The sequence below is a fragment of the Pseudoalteromonas sp. SR43-3 genome, assembly GCF_014163875.1.
GTDB lineage: Bacteria > Pseudomonadota > Gammaproteobacteria > Enterobacterales > Alteromonadaceae > Pseudoalteromonas > Pseudoalteromonas distincta.
In genome coordinates this window covers 108,546-126,433 of the sequence record NZ_JACJEC010000010.1, presented here as the reverse complement: position 1 = coordinate 126,433, position 17,888 = coordinate 108,546, and the positions used below count along the sequence as shown (strand labels likewise).

Below are 17,888 nucleotides of genomic sequence, written 5' to 3'. Positions count from 1 at the left end.
GGCAAACTGATGTCTCAGGCATAGCAGTTGTGACTTATGTGGGTTGTGGTGATTTACATAAGATCATAAATTGCTGTGCCTGTCACGTTTTGGGGATTCGTCAGCCCTTTGGGCAGCGCCTGTTTGGCATTAATGCTACGTTATCGCCCATTAATGGGGAATAACCACACTATATAGGCTCTGCCTTGCCTAAATACCAAACAGACTGCTGCAAATTCAACCTTGAAAGAACAACAGACCCTTATTGTTTAATTAAATAATTACTGTTAGTTTAGTTTCAAATTTACGAGTAGTACTTTTGGATTGGCAAATGGATTTTATAAGCAAAAATAAATACACGCTTTATGGAGTCGCGGCCATATTACTGTGGAGTTGCTTAGTTGCATTACTACGGGATATTTCTGAGTTGTTTAGCCCCATTGGTGGTGCGGCGGCTATGTATTCTGTCAGTGCGATATTTTTAATTTTGGTTATGGGAGTGCCCAAGTTTAGTGGTTTTTCGAAACGTTACTTGGTAATAGGTACTTTATTATTTGTATCGTACGAAATTTGCTTGGCGCTTTCTATTGGTATGGCAAACAGCCGTCATCAGGCAATGGAAATGGCGGTTATTAATTATTTATGGCCCACGCTGACTATATTGCTCTCTATTATTATTGGTCGTAAAAAAGTAAGTTACTGGGTTTACCCAAGCATGATCATTGCTTTTTTAGGCGTTGCTTGGTGTATTACAGGCGATCAAAAAATGTCACTCGATACGCTTGTTACTAACTTTGCTGATAATCCTGCTACTTACTTAATGGCATTAGCTGCAGCGTTTATATGGGCTATTTATTGCGTAGTAACGCAAAAGCTGAGTGATGGTAAAAATGCCATTACGTTATTTTTTGCGGTTACGGCAATGAGCTTGTGGGCGCAATATGGTTTTAGTAATGAAGCGCCATTAACGTTTTCACTGGGCTCAAGCATAACGTTGCTATTAGCTGGTGTAGTAGTGGGGAGCGGTTATGCACTGTGGAATCAAGCTATAATTGGCGGTAACTTAATGCTGTTGGGGACGCTTTCGTACTTTACACCGGTGTTTTCTACTATTATTTCGGCGTTGTATTTATCTATTACGCTGAGCGCTTCGTTTTGGCAAGGGGTTGTACTGGTAACAGTGGGCTCGCTAATTTGCTATTTTGTAACGCGAGAAAAGCCTAAACAACCTCAAATAGCGTCTGCAACATAAGGCTAATTTTATTAAAAATAAGCCCTATTATTTTAGGGTTTTTTGTTGCGTGCAGATTATTTTGCATTATTTACCTGCGCTAGTAACTCTATAACTTTTTGTTGACCAAATGTTTGTGCAAATTGCTCTGCTGTTTGACCGGCTTTGTTTTGATGCGCGTTATCGCAATCAAGTGATACGAGTGTTTTAGCTATACTAAATTCACCTCTAAAAATAGCGGCCATTAGCGCTGTGTTGCCACGGTTATCTTCTAGACAGGCATTAGCGCCTAAGTGTAAAAGTGTGTTAACCGTGTTTTTATTACCATGGTAAGTAGCAATCATTAACGCGGTGTAGCCTTTATTGTTGTAGCTGTCGATAGGAATACCGGCATCTACAAATTGCTCTATTACAGCTGTGTCGTTTGTGCGTGCTGCGGCAAAGTAATAAGCAAATAAGCTATCGTATTGAGTTTTTGCAGAATGTTGGGTTTCAGATTGCGTACTGGGTGTTTGTGTATCTGATGTATTTTGAGCGTAAACGCTACTGGTAAAGCTCAGAAATAGAGCGACTATAATTAATAAATTACGCATAACAATTGTCTCTTATAAAAGAGGAAGGGTTTATTCCTTCCTCATGATTGTGGTTTAAATAGCTATTTAGTTGGGACTAATTGCTTTTAACTAGTTGCTTATAAGTTAGCGGCTAGTTGTTTAACCATTTTAAGGTCGCCGTTTACAGCTTTAGTTAAGCGTGTACCGTACTCACTATCAGCTTTGTAAAAGTGGCTAAGCATTTTGTGTTTAACACTGCTGTTTTGCACTTTGCCTAAATCGCCTGCTAGGTTATTAATTAGGTTTGTACGTTCTTGCTTGCTAAAACCACGGTATATAACACCTGCTTGCGCGAAGTTTTGCTGCTTTTTAATCGCAGCTTGTTGTACAAAGCCTTTTAGCTCTGTGTTACTTCTACGTGCAATTGGGTTTTCAGCTACGTTTTCTTGGCTTGGCTGGTAGTTCACATTGCTTGTAGTGTTACCAATATTCATTGCGCCGTCTTGGTTGTAGTTAACCACTTCAACTTTTGCACGGTTAATTGGCAGTTGCTGGTGGTTAGCACCTAGGCGGTACATTTGTGTATCAGCGTAAGAAAACATACGACCTTGTAATAGTCTGTCTTCTGATGGCTCAATACCTGGAATAATGTTTGCCGGTGCCATTGCTACTTGTTCCGTAGATTGGAAGAAGTTAGTTGGCATACGGTTTAGGGTCATTGTTCCTACTTTAGTTTCTTTAATGTCTAACCACATTTTTGTTGCATCTAACGGGTTGTAATCAAAGTCATCAAGCTGCGATGGATCAAGCGTTTTAATGTACAGATCCCATTTAGGGAAATTGCCTTTGCCAATTTCGCTGTAAAGGTCGCGTGTTAAGTGTTGGAAGTCTTGGCTTTGCACTTTAGCTACTTCTTTTGCGTCAAGGTTATCAATACCTTGTTGGCTTACCCAATGAAACTTAACGTATTTAACATCGCCCGATTTGTTAATCATTTTGTATGCATGTACACCCCAACCGTCCATTTTACGAAGACTTGCTGGTGTACCGTAGTCGCTGTAAACCCACGTTAGCATTTGTGTAGAACCTGGTTCGTGCGAGAAAAAGTCAAATACGCGGTTAGGATCTTGAATGTTATCAACCGGTGATGGCTTTAACGAGTGAACCATGTCTGGAAATTTAATCGCATCGCGAATAAAGAACACCGGTAAGTTGTTACCTACTAAATCCCAGTTACCTTGGTCTGTGTAAAACTTAGTTGCAAAGCCACGTGGGTCACGCAGTGTTTCTGGGCTGCCTTTTGAGTGAATTACCGATGAAAAACGAACAAATACGTCTGTTTCTTTACCAGCTTGTGCAAACGGTGCTGCAATTGTTAAATCGTCTAGCTCTTTTGATGCTACAAACACACCGTGTGCGCCGGTACCACGAGCATGCACAACACGCTCAGGAATACGCTCACGTGCAAAGCGTTGCAGTTTTTGAATTAGTTGCACGTCTTCTAGTAATACACTGCCACGTTCGCCAGCAGTAATTGAATTTTGGTTGTCGCCAACAGCTGCGCCGTTATCTTTAGTAAGAGTTGTTGCTGCGCTTGCCGGTAATGCCATTGCAAGTGCCAGTGCAGTTAGTGTTAATTTTGTTTTGTTTATTTGAGTATTCATTGTCGACCTCATCTATTTAAAAGTGCCGGCAGTGGTGCAGGCTGTTAATCTGTTAACGATAGTATTAATTTTATTAACTTCGGTAAAACTGATTAATTAGATTGATGTGATTTGTAAAACAGATGAGATGAATTTGCAGATACACTTTTTACATTAATGTAATTTTTTTACTACGACCTTAGTCGCAATATGCTTTTATAAAATTTATTAAATACAAAGGTTTTTAGTTTTATCTGGCGGTATTTTCACCAAGCTGGTGCGTTTTATACTTACAGTGTGTTGACATATTCGCACAATAAAGGGAATATGCTCAACCAGTGAGCTTATGCCCACTGCTGAGTTGCACTAAACAGTTGCACAATATTAATCGCGCTTAACTCGTTATACTTAAATTAGCTAAACCAAACAGTGTTAATAAGGTGACAAGATGAATACTAATATTGAGCTAGTGATATTTGATTGTGATGGCGTTGTTATTGATAGCGAAATTTTAAGCGCACAAGTACTCATTAATATGCTTGTTGAAAAAGGCGTTGAGATTGACCGCGCTTATGTACAGCAACACTTTTTAGGCTGCAACTTTAAAACAGTAAGCCAAAAAATAGCGGATGCATTTAATGTCACTCTTCCTGAAAGCTTTGAAGGTGACTACCGCGAGGCACTATTAAACGAATTTGAAACCGGACTAACCACGACTGACGGTATAAAAGACGTACTTAACAATTTAGCTGTGCCTATTTGTATTGCTACTAGCAGCAGCCCAGCACGCACCGAAAAAGCGTTGAGCGTAGTGAGTTTAAGTAAGTACTTTAGCGATACGGTTTTTACCAGCAGCGAAGTTAAGCGTGGTAAACCGGCGCCTGATTTATTTTTACATGCAGCTAAGCAAATGGGTGTAAAGCCAGAGCATTGCTTAGTAATTGAAGACAGTAAAGCCGGCGTAAATGCAGGGATTGACGCCAATATGCAAGTACTGCATTACAGCGGTGGGCAACATATGCAAGGCTCTGTTAATCATGTACACAGTGCTTACCCAAATGTTGATCATTTAACGCATTGGCAAGATTTTTTTAGTGCATACCCTGCACTTAAAAAGCAGTAAACACGCAGCTTTTTAAATAAACAAAGTTTTTAACGTGATTTGCTCGCCTTACACACTGACAGGCAAGCAAACGCAAAATATAAATGTAGATGGTTTTGCTTTACTAAAAATAAAACAAAACGTGGCAAAACATCATGCGTTTATAAGCCAAATTATAAAAGGCAAAGTATTTAGGTACTATACCAATCTGCTTGAATATGGGGTTTATTTAACGATAAGAAAATTGCACTGTAACTAGGCAAAAATTTTTATATCTAGTTGTTCTAAATATAAAATTTTTAACGACGTTATGGGGTAATTTAACTCGTTAAATTATTCAAATAGTTATGCAGATTGGTATCAAATGCTTTGCTGTTAACAATAGGAAATACCATGGCAACGAGTCCACACACACAAACATTTAAAGATGTAAACGAAGAGCAACTTCCTGTTGCTAATAATAAGCTTCACGGCTGGAAACATTTTGCAGGGCTATACGCCGGCGAACATGTTGCGGCTACTGAATTTGTTATTGGTGCAACGTTTGTTGCATTAGGCGCTTCAACCATCGACATTCTACTGGGTTTATTAATAGGTAACCTGTTAGCAATGTGTTCTTGGTGGCTGATTACTGCACCCATTGCAGTAGAAACCCGCTTAAGTTTATATAACTACTTAAACAAAATTGCTGGTAACTCAATGACCAAGCTCTATAACTGGGCTAACGTGGTTATTTTTAGTGTTATATCGGCCGCGATGATCACGGTATCCTCCACCGCCGTGCGGTTTTTGTTTGATATACCAGCGCAACTTGATTGGTATCCAAATAGCTTTTGGTTTGTAGCCATTGTTTTAGCTGTTGGCTCTATTGTTGTGTTTGTTGCGATGTATGGCTTTTCTACGGTTGCTGACTTTTCGAAACTGTGTGCGCCGTGGCTATTTGTTATATTTATTGCAGGTTCGTTCGCGTTATTCCCTGAACTTTCAAATCACGTATTAGGTTCTACTTCTTTAACTAGCTTTAGCGACTTTATGACCATAGGCGACTCCTCCATATGGACGGGCACCAATGCCGATGGTGAAAAGGGCATAGGCCTATTAGAAGTTATTGGCTTTGCATGGGCTGCTAACTCAATTACTCACTTTGGTTTAATCGACATGGCTATTTTTAGATTTGCTAAACGCAAAAGCTATGGCTTATTTTCTGGTGTGGGCATGTTTTTTGGTCATTACTTAGCGTGGATCTCTGCCGGTATTATGGGCGCAGGTGTTGCGGTATTACTTAAAACAACTATTTCATCACTTGATCCGGGCGATGTTGCATACCATGCATTAGGTTGGACTGGTTTTGTTATTGTAATTATTGCCGGTTGGACTACAGCTAACGCAAACCTTTACCGTGCAGGCCTTGCAGCGCAATCTATATTTGTTAATCAATCACGTGAACGCACCACCGCTATTGTAGGTGTTGTAACCGTAATTATTGCGTGTTTCCCGTTTGTATTTTCTCAAATGCTTCCGCTACTTACATACGCAGGCTTATTAGTTGTACCAGTAGGCGGCATTGTGTTTGCTGAGCATGTGTTATTTCCTAAAATTGGCCTAACACGTTACTGGGCTAAATATAAAAATATTACCCGCAGCGTACCGGCTATAGCATCTTGGGCGTTAGCACTTGTGTTTGGCTTTGGCTTAAACGCAATTGATGTAATGTCGTTTTACTACTTATTTATTCCTACATGGATTTTCACCATTGCTGTTTACACGCTTTTAGCTAAAAAATACGGCGCTGGTGACGATTACACACAAGAGATTGCAGCAGAAAAGCAAGAGCAACGTGATATTAAAGAATATCAAGCAGCTGAGGCTAAAGACATTCCAAAGCCAGTAATTGACAGCTCTGTATTTACCAAAGTACTTAACGCGGTTTCTACTGTTTCGTTGGTTATTATTTTTATATTTGCCAGCCAAGTGATGTTTTTCAGTGAAACTATGAGTATGTACAGCGCTAATAAATCGCAATTCGAAATAGCCTGTTTTATTTGTACTGTTATTTATTTTGTTACTGCGTACTGGTCGTTAAAACGCCATAAAGTACTCAATACAGCATCGTAATTACTTATCGTAATACAGTATCGTAATTTATATTTTATCTTTGTTTAGTAAGGTCACACCATGACACAATACCAACACACTGACGCTCTAGTTACAGGGCTAAACCAACAGAGCTTGGCTCAATTACCAAGCCATGTTGATACACCAACCTACGACCGTAGCGCAGTTAAAGCCGGTATTGTACATATTGGTGTGGGCGGTTTTCATCGTGCTCACCAAGCAGTGTATGTCAACGAGCTTTTAAAAACTCCGGGCTCTGAGCAATGGGGTATATGTGGTGTTGGCCTTTTAGAGGGTAACCGTGGTCTGCGTGATATTTTAAAGCAGCAAGATTACCTTTACACGCTTACTGTTAGACACCCAGACGGTACAATAGATAACAAAGTAATTGGCTCAATGATCGACTTTTTGTTTGCTCCAGAGGACAAACAAGCGGTAATTAATAAGCTAGCGCACAGCGATACTAAAATTGTGTCGCTTACTATTACTGAAGGCGGTTACAACTTTAACCCTGCAACGGGCGAGTTTGATTACAGTAATCCAGATATTATTAACGACATTAATAACCCAAACTACCCAATTACAGCGTTTGGTTACCTTACTGCTGCGTTAAAACTTCGTAAAGAGCAAGGCCTAGGCGCGTTTACAGTACAGTCGTGCGATAACATTCAGCACAACGGTAACGTAACACGCAAAATGCTTTTAGCCTTTGCTACAGAGCAAGACAAAGACCTAAGTGAGTGGATTGAGCAAAACGTATCGTTTCCAAATGCGATGGTTGACCGTATTACACCGGTATCTAAAAAGAGTGATATTGATTACGTGGTTGATGCATATGGTGTTAGCGACGAGTGGCCAATTACCTGTGAGTCGTTTACACAATGGGTAATAGAGGACACATTTAGTGACTCTCGTCCAAATTGGGATGTTGTTGGTGCTCAGTTTGTTACTGATGTAACGCCTTATGAAACCATGAAAATACGTTTACTTAATGCAGGGCATTCTGTACTTGGTTTATTAGGTTCAATCCATGGCTACGGCACTATTGACGAAACGGTATCGGATGAATTATTTGCCACATACCTACGTGCTTTTATGGATAAAGAAGTAACCCCAAATCTTGAACCACTTGAAGGCATTGACCTTGAAAGCTACAAAGATACGTTAATAGAGCGTTTTGCTAATCCTAATATTAAAGACAGCCTAGCGCGTATCTGTAGTGAAAGCTCAGCTAAACTGCCTAAGTTTTTAATTGCCACAATTAACGAAAACCTAGTACAAGGTCGCGATGTATCACTGGCAACGCTTGTTATTGCTACTTGGTGTTTGTACAGCGATAAAGGTTTAAGTGAAAACGGCGAGCAACTTGAAATTCAAGATGCGATGCACAAAGAGCTTAATTCTTACGCGCAAGAGACTCAAACTAGCCCGATTGCATTTTTAAAGTTAACGAGCTTGTTTGGTAAGCTTGAGCATAACGAAACGTTTACTGCTGAATATAAAAAGTCGATTGCTGCGTTGTATGCACCTAATAGTAAAATTAAAGCCATTATGCAGGCTGTACTTGATTAAAAGAGTAACTAATTATGAGCATTTTAATTAATCATAAATCAGGCGAAAACGTAAGTGTTAGCTGTTTTGGCGAAGTACTGTGGGATTGTTTTGATTCAGGTAAACGCTTAGGTGGCGCGCCACTCAACATGTGTGTGCGTATTAACTCACTTGGCATTAAAGCCGACATGATCAGCGCTGTTGGTAACGACGAGTTAGGCGCTGAGTTACTAGGCGAAATTACTAGCAAAGGCGTAAGCTGCGAATACATTGCTATTAATAGTGACAAAAAAACTAGCACGGTTGAGGTAACGCTCGACAGTGGTGGCTCTGCAAGTTATGAAATAGTGGCAGACTCTGCGTGGGATAATATAGCGCTTACCGATGAGTTACTTAGTAAAGTTAAAAGTAGCGATGTATTTGTATTTGGCAGCCTAATTGGGCGAAGCGAAGCGTCTTTAGCAACATTAAATCAACTAGTTGATGTAGCAAACTTTAAAGTATTTGACGTAAATCTACGTGCACCGCATTACAAGCTAGAAATACTTGTAAATTTAATGAATAAAGCAGACTTTATTAAGTTAAACGATGAAGAGCTATACGAAATTGCAAAAGCGATGGGTTGTAAGTTTCATTCGCTTGAACAAAATTTAGCGTTTATAGCACAGCAAACAAATACCGATTACTTATGTGTAACCAAAGGTAGCCACGGTGCTTTATTAACAATCAAAGGCGAGAATTTTTATAATTCAGGTTATTTAATTAGCGTAATTGACACTGTTGGCGCAGGGGATTCGTTTTTAGGTTCGTTAATTTATCAGCTTTGTAGCAACGACGACGCGCAATATGCCGTTGACTTTGCATGTGCCGTTGGAGCAATGGTCGCCGAAAGTTCTGGTGCAACACCTACTTTAACGCATCAACAAATTAGTGAGTTTATGAACCCACTTTAAAAAAACATTGTGTGTGAAAGCGGTTATACGTAAAAGTTTAACCGCTTTTTTTGTGCCTAAAATAAGACATAGGCGATAAGTGAGTGTTAAGTGCGCAGGTTGCGTAAATAGTGGCTTATATCGATTATTGTATTAGCTAAACGTCTTATTGTTTGAGGGTTAAAGCTTTGTTATCGTTCGTCGATTATTCACGAATTGAAAAGGCGGGGCGACACACAATGCGCTCTATAACTAAAATACAAAAAGAGAAACGTGCTTTATGATCATCTTTTTTATCTGCCTCACTATTTTAATACTGGGCTATAAGTTTTACAGCCCATTTGTTGAAAAACAAGCCGGTTTGGATTCAACTGCTGACACACCACAAAAACGCTTTAGCGAAGGTGTTGATTACGTAGCTATTCACCCTGTACGAGCATTTTTAATTCAGTTTTTAAACATTGCTGGCGTAGGTCCAATATTTGGCCCAATTTTAGGTGCTTTATACGGACCAGTTGCACTAGTATGGATTGTACTTGGTAATGTTTTAGGTGGAGCTGTACACGACTTCTTCTCAGGTGTAATGAGTATAAAAGAAGACGGTAAAAGCCTACCAGAAATCGCAGGCCATTATTACAACGTCGTATTTAAAGGCTTTATGCTTGTATTTACTGCCATGCTACTGTTTTTTGTAGGTGTAGTATTTATTATGAGCCCTGCAGGTTTGCTAAGTAACCTTGATTTTTTTGAAGGTACAATACTGGCAAACAACACCTTTTGGGTACTTGCTATTTTAGCGTATTACTTTTTAGCTACCTTGCTACCAATTGATAAAATTATCACTAAGTTTTACCCAATTTTTGGTGCGCTAATGATTGTAATGACAGTGGCAATTGCTATTTCATTACTTATTAATGCGCCGCACTTACCTGTACCAAGTGACTTTTTAGCTTACTTTGAAGCTGATCACGCACATGACTTTTTAGAGCCAAACCCAGATGGATTACCAACATGGCCATTGTTATTTATAACAATTACCTGTGGTGCTATTAGTGGTTTTCACTCTACTCAAGCGCCTATTATTGCGCGCTGTTTAACTAACGAAAAATACGTACGTCCAGTTTATTACGGCGCTATGATGTGTGAAGGTATTGTAGGTTGTGTATGGGCACTTGCTGGTATTGCAGCGTTCCCAGATGGTTACGCAGGCTTAAAAGCATTGCTTGACCAAGGTGGTCCAGGCTTAGTTGTTAACCATGTAGCTAACAGTTACTTAGGCGTATTTGGCGGTATAATGGCAATTATTGCAGTAGCCGTATTCCCAATTACTTCTGGTGATACAGCGTTCCGCTCATTACGTTTAACTGTTGTTGATGCGTTTAATATTCCACAAAGCTTACGTAATCGCTTACTAGTGGCGGTGCCTATACTTGCTATAGCGTACTTTATGACGAAGCTCGATTTCTCATTAATTTGGCGCTACTTTGCATTTTCAAACATGCTGCTTTCTACAAGCGTATTATGGCTTGCCACTAAGTACTTGTTTGACCGTGGTACATTCCATTGGATTGCCAGTGTACCTGCTGTTATAGCAACAGCGGTAACGGTTTCTTATATTGGCACTGCAGCAATTGGTCTTAACTTATCAAGCGATTTAGGTAAACCTATTGGCGCTGTAGTAACAGTGATTGGCTTAATTGTTTTAGCAATTGTGCACTCTAAGCATAAAGTTAAACCAACAGCGGTTTAATAATCACATAAGTTATTTCAAGCATTAAAAAAGCGAGCTATTGATAATCAATAGCTCGCTTTTTTTGTGTACTAAATTTAGGTATTACTGAGTTGCAAGTTCAAAGTAACTATTATCGTCGAGCGTTTTGCTTATCATCATAGCGCCCTCAAGCAGGCTCACTGTTTGAATAGCTGCTTGAGCGGGGTTAGGCTCACCATTAGTTAAGTGTGCAGCGCTAAGCCATGTTAGGTTTTGATTAAAAAAGCGTTTTACTTCAAGGCGTACTTTATCTGGAAGGCTATCGCTTTCGGCTCCTAGTAACCCACATAAACACATTTTTTTATCGGTTACTAATGCACGTCTAAAAAGCTGAGTGTACACATCAATAGGATTTTTACCGCTTGCTTTAAGCTCGCTTGGCTCGCCTAACGCAGCTAAAAAAGAATTAGTATATTGATGAGCAAGCTCTGCACCTAAATCGGCCTTAGTCGCAAAGTGATAGTGCACACTGGCGCTTTTAATGCCGACTTCGCAGGCTAGCTCTCTAAAACTAAAATTACTGTACCCGCCAAGTCGCACCTTGTTTTCAGCGGCTTTTAATAAAGCTTCTTTTTTACTCATTTTTAATATTTCCTATCTGCAGTAATACCAGTTTTATTAAAAACATGATCATTGTATCGCATTAAATAACTCACTAACTGCGTTAAAAATTATTCATACAGAATAACTGCATATCATAATTTTCGCCTTGTTATTGCGCTATTTTCCTAGCGCAATAATGGATCACTTATTTAATGCAATTGGTACAGCAAAATTATCGACCAGTAGGTAGTTATTTACAAGCGTTTTTACTTTTAAGCAACCCCCTAATTTTATTATGAATTAAGTTAAATCCTATAAATTAGAATAATTTAAACGTTGACTTAAATTTGGTTTAACATTAAAAATTACCTACCAGTAGGTAGGTTGCGCCATTGGCTCACTTTTAAACAATAAAGATAGAGATTGCTATGAAAATTTATGATGTAGAAAACTTTCCAAATCCACTTCGTGTTCGTATCGCTTTAGCTGAAAAAAATGCCACTTCAAATGTTGAGTTTGTACCTGTTGATTTATTAAATGGTGAACACAGAACAAAAGCCTTTTTAGCTAAAAATCCATTAGCAGGTGTACCCGTATTAGAGCTAGATGACGGCACGTTTATATCAGAAAGTACCGCTATTACTGAGTATATTGATACCGCATTTGAAGGCCCATCTTTAATGGGTGAAACCGCAAAAGAGCGTGCAGTAATTAACATGATGCAAAAGCGTGCAGAATCTATGGTGCTTGACGCTGTGGCAACTTACTTTCATCATGCAACTGATGGCTTAGGTCCTGAGCTTGAAACATATCAAAATGTGGCTTGGGGTGAAAAACAAGGCGAAAAAGCGCGCCAAGGGTTTAGCTATTTTAATGATGTACTAGCGCAATCGGCGTTTGTTGGCGGCGAGCAGTTTAGTATTGCTGATATTACATTGTATGCTGGGATGGTATTTGCTGGATTTGCACAAATAGCAATCCCGAATGAGTTAACCCATTTAGTTGCATGGCAAGAAAAAGTAGCAAAACGCCCAAGTGTTGCAGCTTAATTAGGTTATTAGTTTAAAATTTAAGTGAAGTTACGCTTAGGAGCCAAATATGAAAATAGCTGCCGTTTTTAGTAAACGAGTTGTGGTACATAGCGAATCACTTCCGTGGGTTGCATCGCCAATGGCGGGCGTTGATAGGCGAGCGCTCGATAGAGTGGGCGACGAAGTTGCTCGCGCAACGACCATTGTTCGTTATGCACCTGGGAGTGAATTTTCGCCGCATGTACATACAGGCGGTGAAGAGTTTGTTGTGCTTGAAGGGGTATTTCAAGATGAGCATGGTGACTTTGCGGCAGGTTCTTATATCCGTAATCCACCGCAATCAAAGCATAAGCCGGGGTCTGAAAATGGCTGCGTTATATTTGTAAAATTATGGCAGTTTCAGCCAGATGATCGAACCCACGTGCGTTTACAAACAAACTTGATGCAAAGTACGGTGCATCCTAGTTTTAAAAATGTTGCCGTAACCCCTTTATACAAAGACGACTTTGAAGAGGTAAGCTTGTTGCACTTTAAGCCCAACGTCTGCATGGTTATAAACGCAAAAGGCGGAGCTGAGCTGCTAGTACTTGAAGGCTCATTTGATGAGCAAGCCGATACCCTTGTAAAAAACAGTTGGTTAAGAGTGCCTATTAATAGCTCCGTTAACGTTAAAGCGGGGAGTAATGGTGCAAAAGTATGGCTTAAAACGGGTCATTTGACTGATGTAGAAAACCAGATATCTCGCGTACAAAATGCGTGATTGAGTCGTTTATTTGAGATTATTTATTAATTTAGTTCAAGACTATTTATTGATTTAGTTCAGGACTAATTAATTTTAGAAGGTGTACTTTTACCACTCAGCCTATTTAAGGAGAGCAGTAATGGTACACACAACACATGGTTTATCTATTGGTCTTGAACGTGCAGGAAGAGAGTTTTTTTTAAAACTTAAAGCCGTTGGTACGCTTACTCACGACGACTACAAAATAATTACCCCAATGATAAACTCAGCTCTTGGCGAAGTTAAGCTCCCAGTGGTGAATGCATTAATAGATGGTAGCGAACTTGAAGGTTGGGAATTACGCGCAGCCTGGGATGACTTAAAATTAGGTGTTAAACACTCTAAAGAATTTAAAAAAGTAGCTATTTACGGTAATAAAGAGTGGCAAGCTCGAATGGCAAAAATAGGTAACTGGTTTATATCGGGTGAGGTTCAATACTTTGAAAATGCTACCGCTGCCATAGATTGGTTAGACGAATAATAAATCCCTTCTTTCAAAAAATAGCGCTTACAAAGCGCTATTTCAACTCTTAAATAAAGGACTTATAGCGAACGTTTAATAGTTTTCGCTTATTGTTAAGTATCAATTTTATCAAAATACGTTACTAAGCTATCAATAAATGAACGAAGTGCAAGTGACTGATGTTTCCTAGAGCGGTAAATACCGTATATGCTCAAAGTTTGTGGTTTAAGGTGTGGTAGTAAATGTATTAACTTTCCATTATTTATATATTTCTGCGCAGCAAACTTAGGTTGTAGAGTTATTCCTTGATTATTAAGAGCAGCTTTTAACAGTAAGCTCGAATCATTAGCACTGAAGTTACCAGCAATCGCTACAGATACGGGGTTTTCAGGGTGTGAAAAATGCCACATACTTTTTTCAAACCGTGAATAGTTTAAACAGTTATGGCGACTCAAATCATCCGTAGTTATAGGCTTAGAGTTTTTTTCTAAATATTCTGGGCTTGCACATAATACTGAATGGCATTTCCCAAGTGGGCGAGCAATTATATTAGGATCTAAGTCATTGGTAATTCTAATTGCTAAATCTATTCGCTCTTCTACCAAATTTGTAACGTGATTACTAATTTGTACATCAATACTGACTTCGGGATGAGCGTGTAAGAATTGTTGCAACATATTTGGTAGTACATCATGTGCTAAAAAAGGCGAGCACGACAACCTAATTTGCCCGTTTAATCTGTTATTACTTTCTATTGGCGCACTGATGTTTTGGGCGATGGCAATGAGCTCTCGGCTATGATTAAGTACTTTTTCACCCTCAGACGTGAGTGTTATTTTTCTTGTTGACCGATGGAGTAGTTGGGTATTTGCCCACTTTTCCATTTGATTCAAATACCGTGTAACCATAGATCTAGACATATCTAAAGCACGGGCAGCACCGGCTAGACTTTTCTGCTCTACAATTTTTATAAATACATCAGCTGCAATAATTCTATCCATTCACTTTGCCTATATGTTCGATTTATGCAACAGATAGTTGCATTCTGCCTAGTTTTTAATTCTTAAATTGCAACATACAATAGCCTCATCTTAACGAAATAACAAACAGGCTACTGAGAATGAAAAAAGTTAAACACGTATTAGCAGCAACAGCTTTATTAGCAAGCACATTAATGCAACCGGTATTAGCGAAAAGTGAATTAGTTGTTGATGTATATAACCCACAAGACAAAAGTATTTTTGCTGTCTCATCAAGCATTATAAGTGGTGATAACGAAGTGTTATTAGTGGATGCCCAATTTCAGCGTAATGATGCACAAGCATTGGTTGAAAAAATAAAAGCGAGCGGTAAAACATTAACAACTGTTTATATTAGTCACAGCGACCCTGATTTTTACTTTGGTTTAGATGTAATTAAAGCTGCTTTTCCAAAAGCAAAGTTATTAGCGACTAAATCAACAGTAGAGAATATTAAACGCTCAATGCAAGGAAAGTTAAATTATTGGGGGCCTATTTTAAAGAGCAATGCACCTAAAGAACTTATTTTGCCAGAAGTAATGCTATCAAATAGCCTAACTATAGATGGGAAAGAAATTATTATTAAAAATTTACAGCATGATCCAAAGCATACTTACCTTTGGATCCCTTCTATAAAAACAGTGCTGGGTGGGGTTGTAGTATTTGATCAAATGCATGTGTGGTTGGCCGATTCGAGCACTGCTGCAGAGCGTCAAACTTGGCAGTCAACATTAGATAACATCGAGAATTTAAAACCTCAGACTGTTATTCCAGGTCACTTTTTACAGGGCAGTAAACAAGACCTTTCTGGTGTGTCATTCATGAAAGGGTACTTAAATAAAGCGGATAGCGCTGCAAAAAATGCAAAAAACTCAGCTGAATTTGTAGAGATCATGACTCAAGCTTACCCTGATTTAGGTGCAAGAAGCATTTTAGAGTTGGGCTCAAAAGTGGTTATGGGTGAGATGCAATGGCACTAAGCGCCCTTGCGTTAAACAATTATTTAGATAGGAAATATTAATGAAAAACGTAACGTTACATATAATTGTTGACCCTTTATGTGGTTGGACTTACGGCAGCGTGCCCTTGATCACCGCTGCTGAAAATATTGATGGTTTAATTGTAAAAGTACACAGTGGAGGTATGCTAACAGGTGATAATGTCAAACCTGTGACTCCTGCATGGCGTGAATTTGCACTTAAAAACGACAGTGTCATAGCGAAGAAAACCGGTCAGGTATTTGGTAGTAACTATACTGATGGGCTTTTAAAAACCAACGATATTATACTCAACTCGGCTCCGGCTATTACCGCTATATTGGCAGCGCAAGAGCTTGGTATATCAGGTGGGGAAATGCTTAATAGTATTCAACATGCTTATTATGCTCAGGGTAAAAACATTATGCAGCTGCATGTACTGACTGATATTGCATTGGAGCTGGGTTTAAACAAGGCCTTATTTGAAACCCACTTTAATGCGCTAGAAGGCGGTGCAACAGATCAACATATAGCACAAAGCCGAGGCTTATTGCACGATATTCATGGGCAAGGTTTTCCTAGTGCAGCATTTGAATTTGACACAGGTAAGTGGCAAAAAGCCGATATAGCCCATTATTATGGAAAAACTGAGCAGTGGGTTACCTACTTACAGCAATCCGTTGCGCTAGTATAGTGTGATGAAATTTCTAAATAATAAAGCTGTTTATATTACAGCTTTATTGAGCTTCCTTTTTATAGTGCAAGGGTGTGCAAAAATGAACAACATAGACATAATTAAAAGTACGTATGAAGGCAAAACATCACAAGAGAATGGGCAAAATTTAGTTGCTCATGCAAGTGATACTATTACTTGGAAAGAGGCTGACGGTTTTGCTTATGCTGGTACATACCATGGTATGAATGACATTACTGAACATGTTTTTCAAAAGCTTGCAAGCGAGTGGTATAACTACACGTTTACGCCACAAAACTACTTATCCCAAGATGATACTGTTGTAGTGTATGGCACGTACTCTGGTACTTATATTAAAACGGGTAAAAAAATGCAAGCTAGGGTCGCGCATATTTGGCAGCTTAAAAATCAAAAAATAACGCACTTTGAACAAATAGTGGATAGTAAAATGGTGTTTGATGCTATGCAGTAACTACGCGTTACTGCATATATTTGAACTTAAAAAACATTAGGTCTATTAAAGTACATCAGTCAGCACAGGTAATGCCGGAAATGCCCCTTTAGCTAAACACGCTTTAGAGCCACATTTAAGAGCAAAGTGCAGAGCGCCTTTTACGCTCGCTTTATCATTTAGTTTATCTGCTAGTGGTAAATCACTTCCTAAGTTATTTAAGTAGTATAAAACCCCCGCTATAAATGCATCACCTGCGCTTGTTGTATCTACGGCGTTTATTTTTGGTGCCGATTCGTTAAGTGTAAATGCGCTGTGGTAAACCGTGGCAGGCTCTGGTCCATCGGTTAAAAACACCAGTTTTACTCCGGTATTTAATAGCATTTGAATGTAATCATCGCTCGTTGTATCGCTATGCTGAGCTAAAAAATTAAGTTCGTCACGCGAGAGTTTTACTATGTCACAATAGGTGTAACAGGCTTTTACATTGCTTGCTATATCGTTTGTGTTTTCCCACAAGCTGTAGCGTAAATTCACATCAAAACTGACGAGCTTATTATTCGCTTTTGCAAGTTCTAGCGCTTTAACCGTTGTGTTGGCAATTGCTGATTCGGTTAATGTGTTTGAACAAAAGTGTAGTGTGCTTATTTCTTGCCAATTTATATGCGCTAAATGCGCCTGCGTTAATAGTACATCGGCTGTGTTATGGCGATAAAAGCCAAAACTACGCTCGCCGGTTTCATCAAGGCTTACTATAACCATGGCGGTTTGTGAGCCTGCAATGGTAAATAAATAGTCTGTATTTACATTGTATTGCGCTAATGCATTACTTAATTGATTGGCAAAATGATCGTCCCCTTTACCACCACAAAATGCAGCCTCTGCGCCGAGTTTTGCGTAGCCAACAGCTACATTGGCAGGCGCGCCACCTGGTATAGGTAAATAGGCTGAGTTATTAGCATCTTGTGGCAGCATATCAATTAATAGCTCGCCTAAGCACAGGAGTTTAGTCATTTGGAATATCCTAAAAAGCCTAGCAAGGCTAGGCTAA

17 protein-coding genes are annotated in these 17,888 nt (G+C 39.2%); 12 read left to right on the top strand and 5 right to left on the bottom strand.

Going from position 1 to position 17,888, the window contains the following annotated elements:
• The first annotated feature begins 310 nt into the window (after nucleotides 1-310).
• Entirely contained in the window at nucleotides 311-1,231 is a 921-nt protein-coding gene (yddG, locus tag H5088_RS13030) for an aromatic amino acid DMT transporter YddG (protein WP_182753175.1), read from the top strand.
• A 56-nt stretch (nucleotides 1,232-1,287) separates the two neighbouring features.
• Here the strand turns inward: yddG and H5088_RS13025 are convergent, their stop codons facing one another.
• The gene (locus H5088_RS13025) at nucleotides 1,288-1,803 is read right to left on the bottom strand and encodes an ankyrin repeat domain-containing protein (RefSeq protein WP_004334678.1); all 516 of its coding nucleotides are present in this window, start codon (nucleotides 1,801-1,803) and stop codon (nucleotides 1,288-1,290) included.
• A gap of 98 nt (nucleotides 1,804-1,901) precedes the next feature.
• Nucleotides 1,902-3,428, bottom strand: a complete 1,527-nt coding sequence (locus tag H5088_RS13020; RefSeq protein WP_039488381.1) for a catalase — start codon at nucleotides 3,426-3,428, stop codon at nucleotides 1,902-1,904.
• 427 nt (nucleotides 3,429-3,855) lie between these two features.
• Between H5088_RS13020 and H5088_RS13015 the strand changes: the two genes are divergently transcribed.
• From H5088_RS13015 to H5088_RS12995, 5 genes are all read left to right on the top strand, one after another.
• Nucleotides 3,856-4,530 carry an HAD family phosphatase gene (locus H5088_RS13015; protein ID WP_182753173.1) on the top strand — a complete coding sequence of 225 codons (675 nt, stop codon included), beginning with the start codon at nucleotides 3,856-3,858 and terminating at the stop codon, nucleotides 4,528-4,530.
• A 372-nt stretch (nucleotides 4,531-4,902) separates the two neighbouring features.
• Entirely contained in the window at nucleotides 4,903-6,624 is a 1,722-nt protein-coding gene (locus tag H5088_RS13010) for a cytosine permease (protein WP_165723387.1), read from the top strand.
• 60 nt (nucleotides 6,625-6,684) lie between these two features.
• Nucleotides 6,685-8,196, top strand: a complete 1,512-nt coding sequence (locus tag H5088_RS13005) for a mannitol dehydrogenase family protein (RefSeq protein WP_182753171.1) — start codon at nucleotides 6,685-6,687, stop codon at nucleotides 8,194-8,196.
• A gap of 14 nt (nucleotides 8,197-8,210) precedes the next feature.
• On the top strand, nucleotides 8,211-9,128 hold the full coding sequence (locus H5088_RS13000; protein WP_182719939.1) for a carbohydrate kinase: 918 nt from the start codon (nucleotides 8,211-8,213) through the stop codon (nucleotides 9,126-9,128).
• A gap of 259 nt (nucleotides 9,129-9,387) precedes the next feature.
• On the top strand, nucleotides 9,388-10,857 hold the full coding sequence (locus H5088_RS12995) for a carbon starvation protein A (RefSeq protein WP_004334688.1): 1,470 nt from the start codon (nucleotides 9,388-9,390) through the stop codon (nucleotides 10,855-10,857).
• Between the two features lie 84 nt (nucleotides 10,858-10,941).
• Here the strand turns inward: H5088_RS12995 and H5088_RS12990 are convergent, their stop codons facing one another.
• Nucleotides 10,942-11,460 (bottom strand): TetR/AcrR family transcriptional regulator, encoded by a 519-nt coding sequence (locus H5088_RS12990; protein WP_182694099.1) that lies wholly within the window; start codon nucleotides 11,458-11,460, stop codon nucleotides 10,942-10,944.
• A 389-nt stretch (nucleotides 11,461-11,849) separates the two neighbouring features.
• Here H5088_RS12990 and H5088_RS12985 point away from each other — a divergent pair, with 389 nt between their 5' ends.
• From H5088_RS12985 to H5088_RS12975, 3 genes are all read left to right on the top strand, one after another.
• Entirely contained in the window at nucleotides 11,850-12,470 is a 621-nt protein-coding gene (locus tag H5088_RS12985) for a glutathione S-transferase family protein (protein ID WP_182673696.1), read from the top strand.
• Nucleotides 12,471-12,519: 49 nt separating this feature from the next.
• Complete coding sequence (locus H5088_RS12980; protein ID WP_182753169.1) at nucleotides 12,520-13,212, top strand: cupin domain-containing protein; 693 nt, start codon at nucleotides 12,520-12,522, stop codon at nucleotides 13,210-13,212.
• Nucleotides 13,213-13,333: 121 nt separating this feature from the next.
• Nucleotides 13,334-13,714: an STAS/SEC14 domain-containing protein gene (locus H5088_RS12975; RefSeq protein WP_182753167.1), complete on the top strand. Its 381-nt coding sequence runs from the start codon at nucleotides 13,334-13,336 to the stop codon at nucleotides 13,712-13,714.
• 95 nt (nucleotides 13,715-13,809) lie between these two features.
• Here the strand turns inward: H5088_RS12975 and H5088_RS12970 are convergent, their stop codons facing one another.
• Nucleotides 13,810-14,697 carry a LysR family transcriptional regulator gene (locus tag H5088_RS12970; RefSeq protein ID WP_182753165.1) on the bottom strand — a complete coding sequence of 296 codons (888 nt, stop codon included), beginning with the start codon at nucleotides 14,695-14,697 and terminating at the stop codon, nucleotides 13,810-13,812.
• A 119-nt stretch (nucleotides 14,698-14,816) separates the two neighbouring features.
• On the opposite strand from H5088_RS12970, the gene H5088_RS12965 reads away from it, so the two are divergent.
• The 3 genes from H5088_RS12965 (at nucleotide 14,817) to H5088_RS12955 (ending at nucleotide 16,858) form a co-directional block, all read left to right on the top strand.
• A complete protein-coding gene (locus H5088_RS12965; RefSeq protein ID WP_182753163.1) occupies nucleotides 14,817-15,695 on the top strand; it encodes an MBL fold metallo-hydrolase in 879 nt (292 codons plus the stop codon).
• Between the two features lie 40 nt (nucleotides 15,696-15,735).
• Nucleotides 15,736-16,386 carry a DsbA family protein gene (locus H5088_RS12960; protein WP_182753161.1) on the top strand — a complete coding sequence of 217 codons (651 nt, stop codon included), beginning with the start codon at nucleotides 15,736-15,738 and terminating at the stop codon, nucleotides 16,384-16,386.
• An 82-nt stretch (nucleotides 16,387-16,468) separates the two neighbouring features.
• Nucleotides 16,469-16,858: a nuclear transport factor 2 family protein gene (locus H5088_RS12955; RefSeq protein ID WP_149603532.1), complete on the top strand. Its 390-nt coding sequence runs from the start codon at nucleotides 16,469-16,471 to the stop codon at nucleotides 16,856-16,858.
• 45 nt (nucleotides 16,859-16,903) lie between these two features.
• Here H5088_RS12955 and H5088_RS12950 read toward each other — a convergent pair whose 3' ends face one another.
• Complete coding sequence (locus H5088_RS12950) at nucleotides 16,904-17,851, bottom strand: carbohydrate kinase (RefSeq protein WP_182753159.1); 948 nt, start codon at nucleotides 17,849-17,851, stop codon at nucleotides 16,904-16,906.
• Nucleotides 17,852-17,888 lie beyond the last annotated feature (37 nt).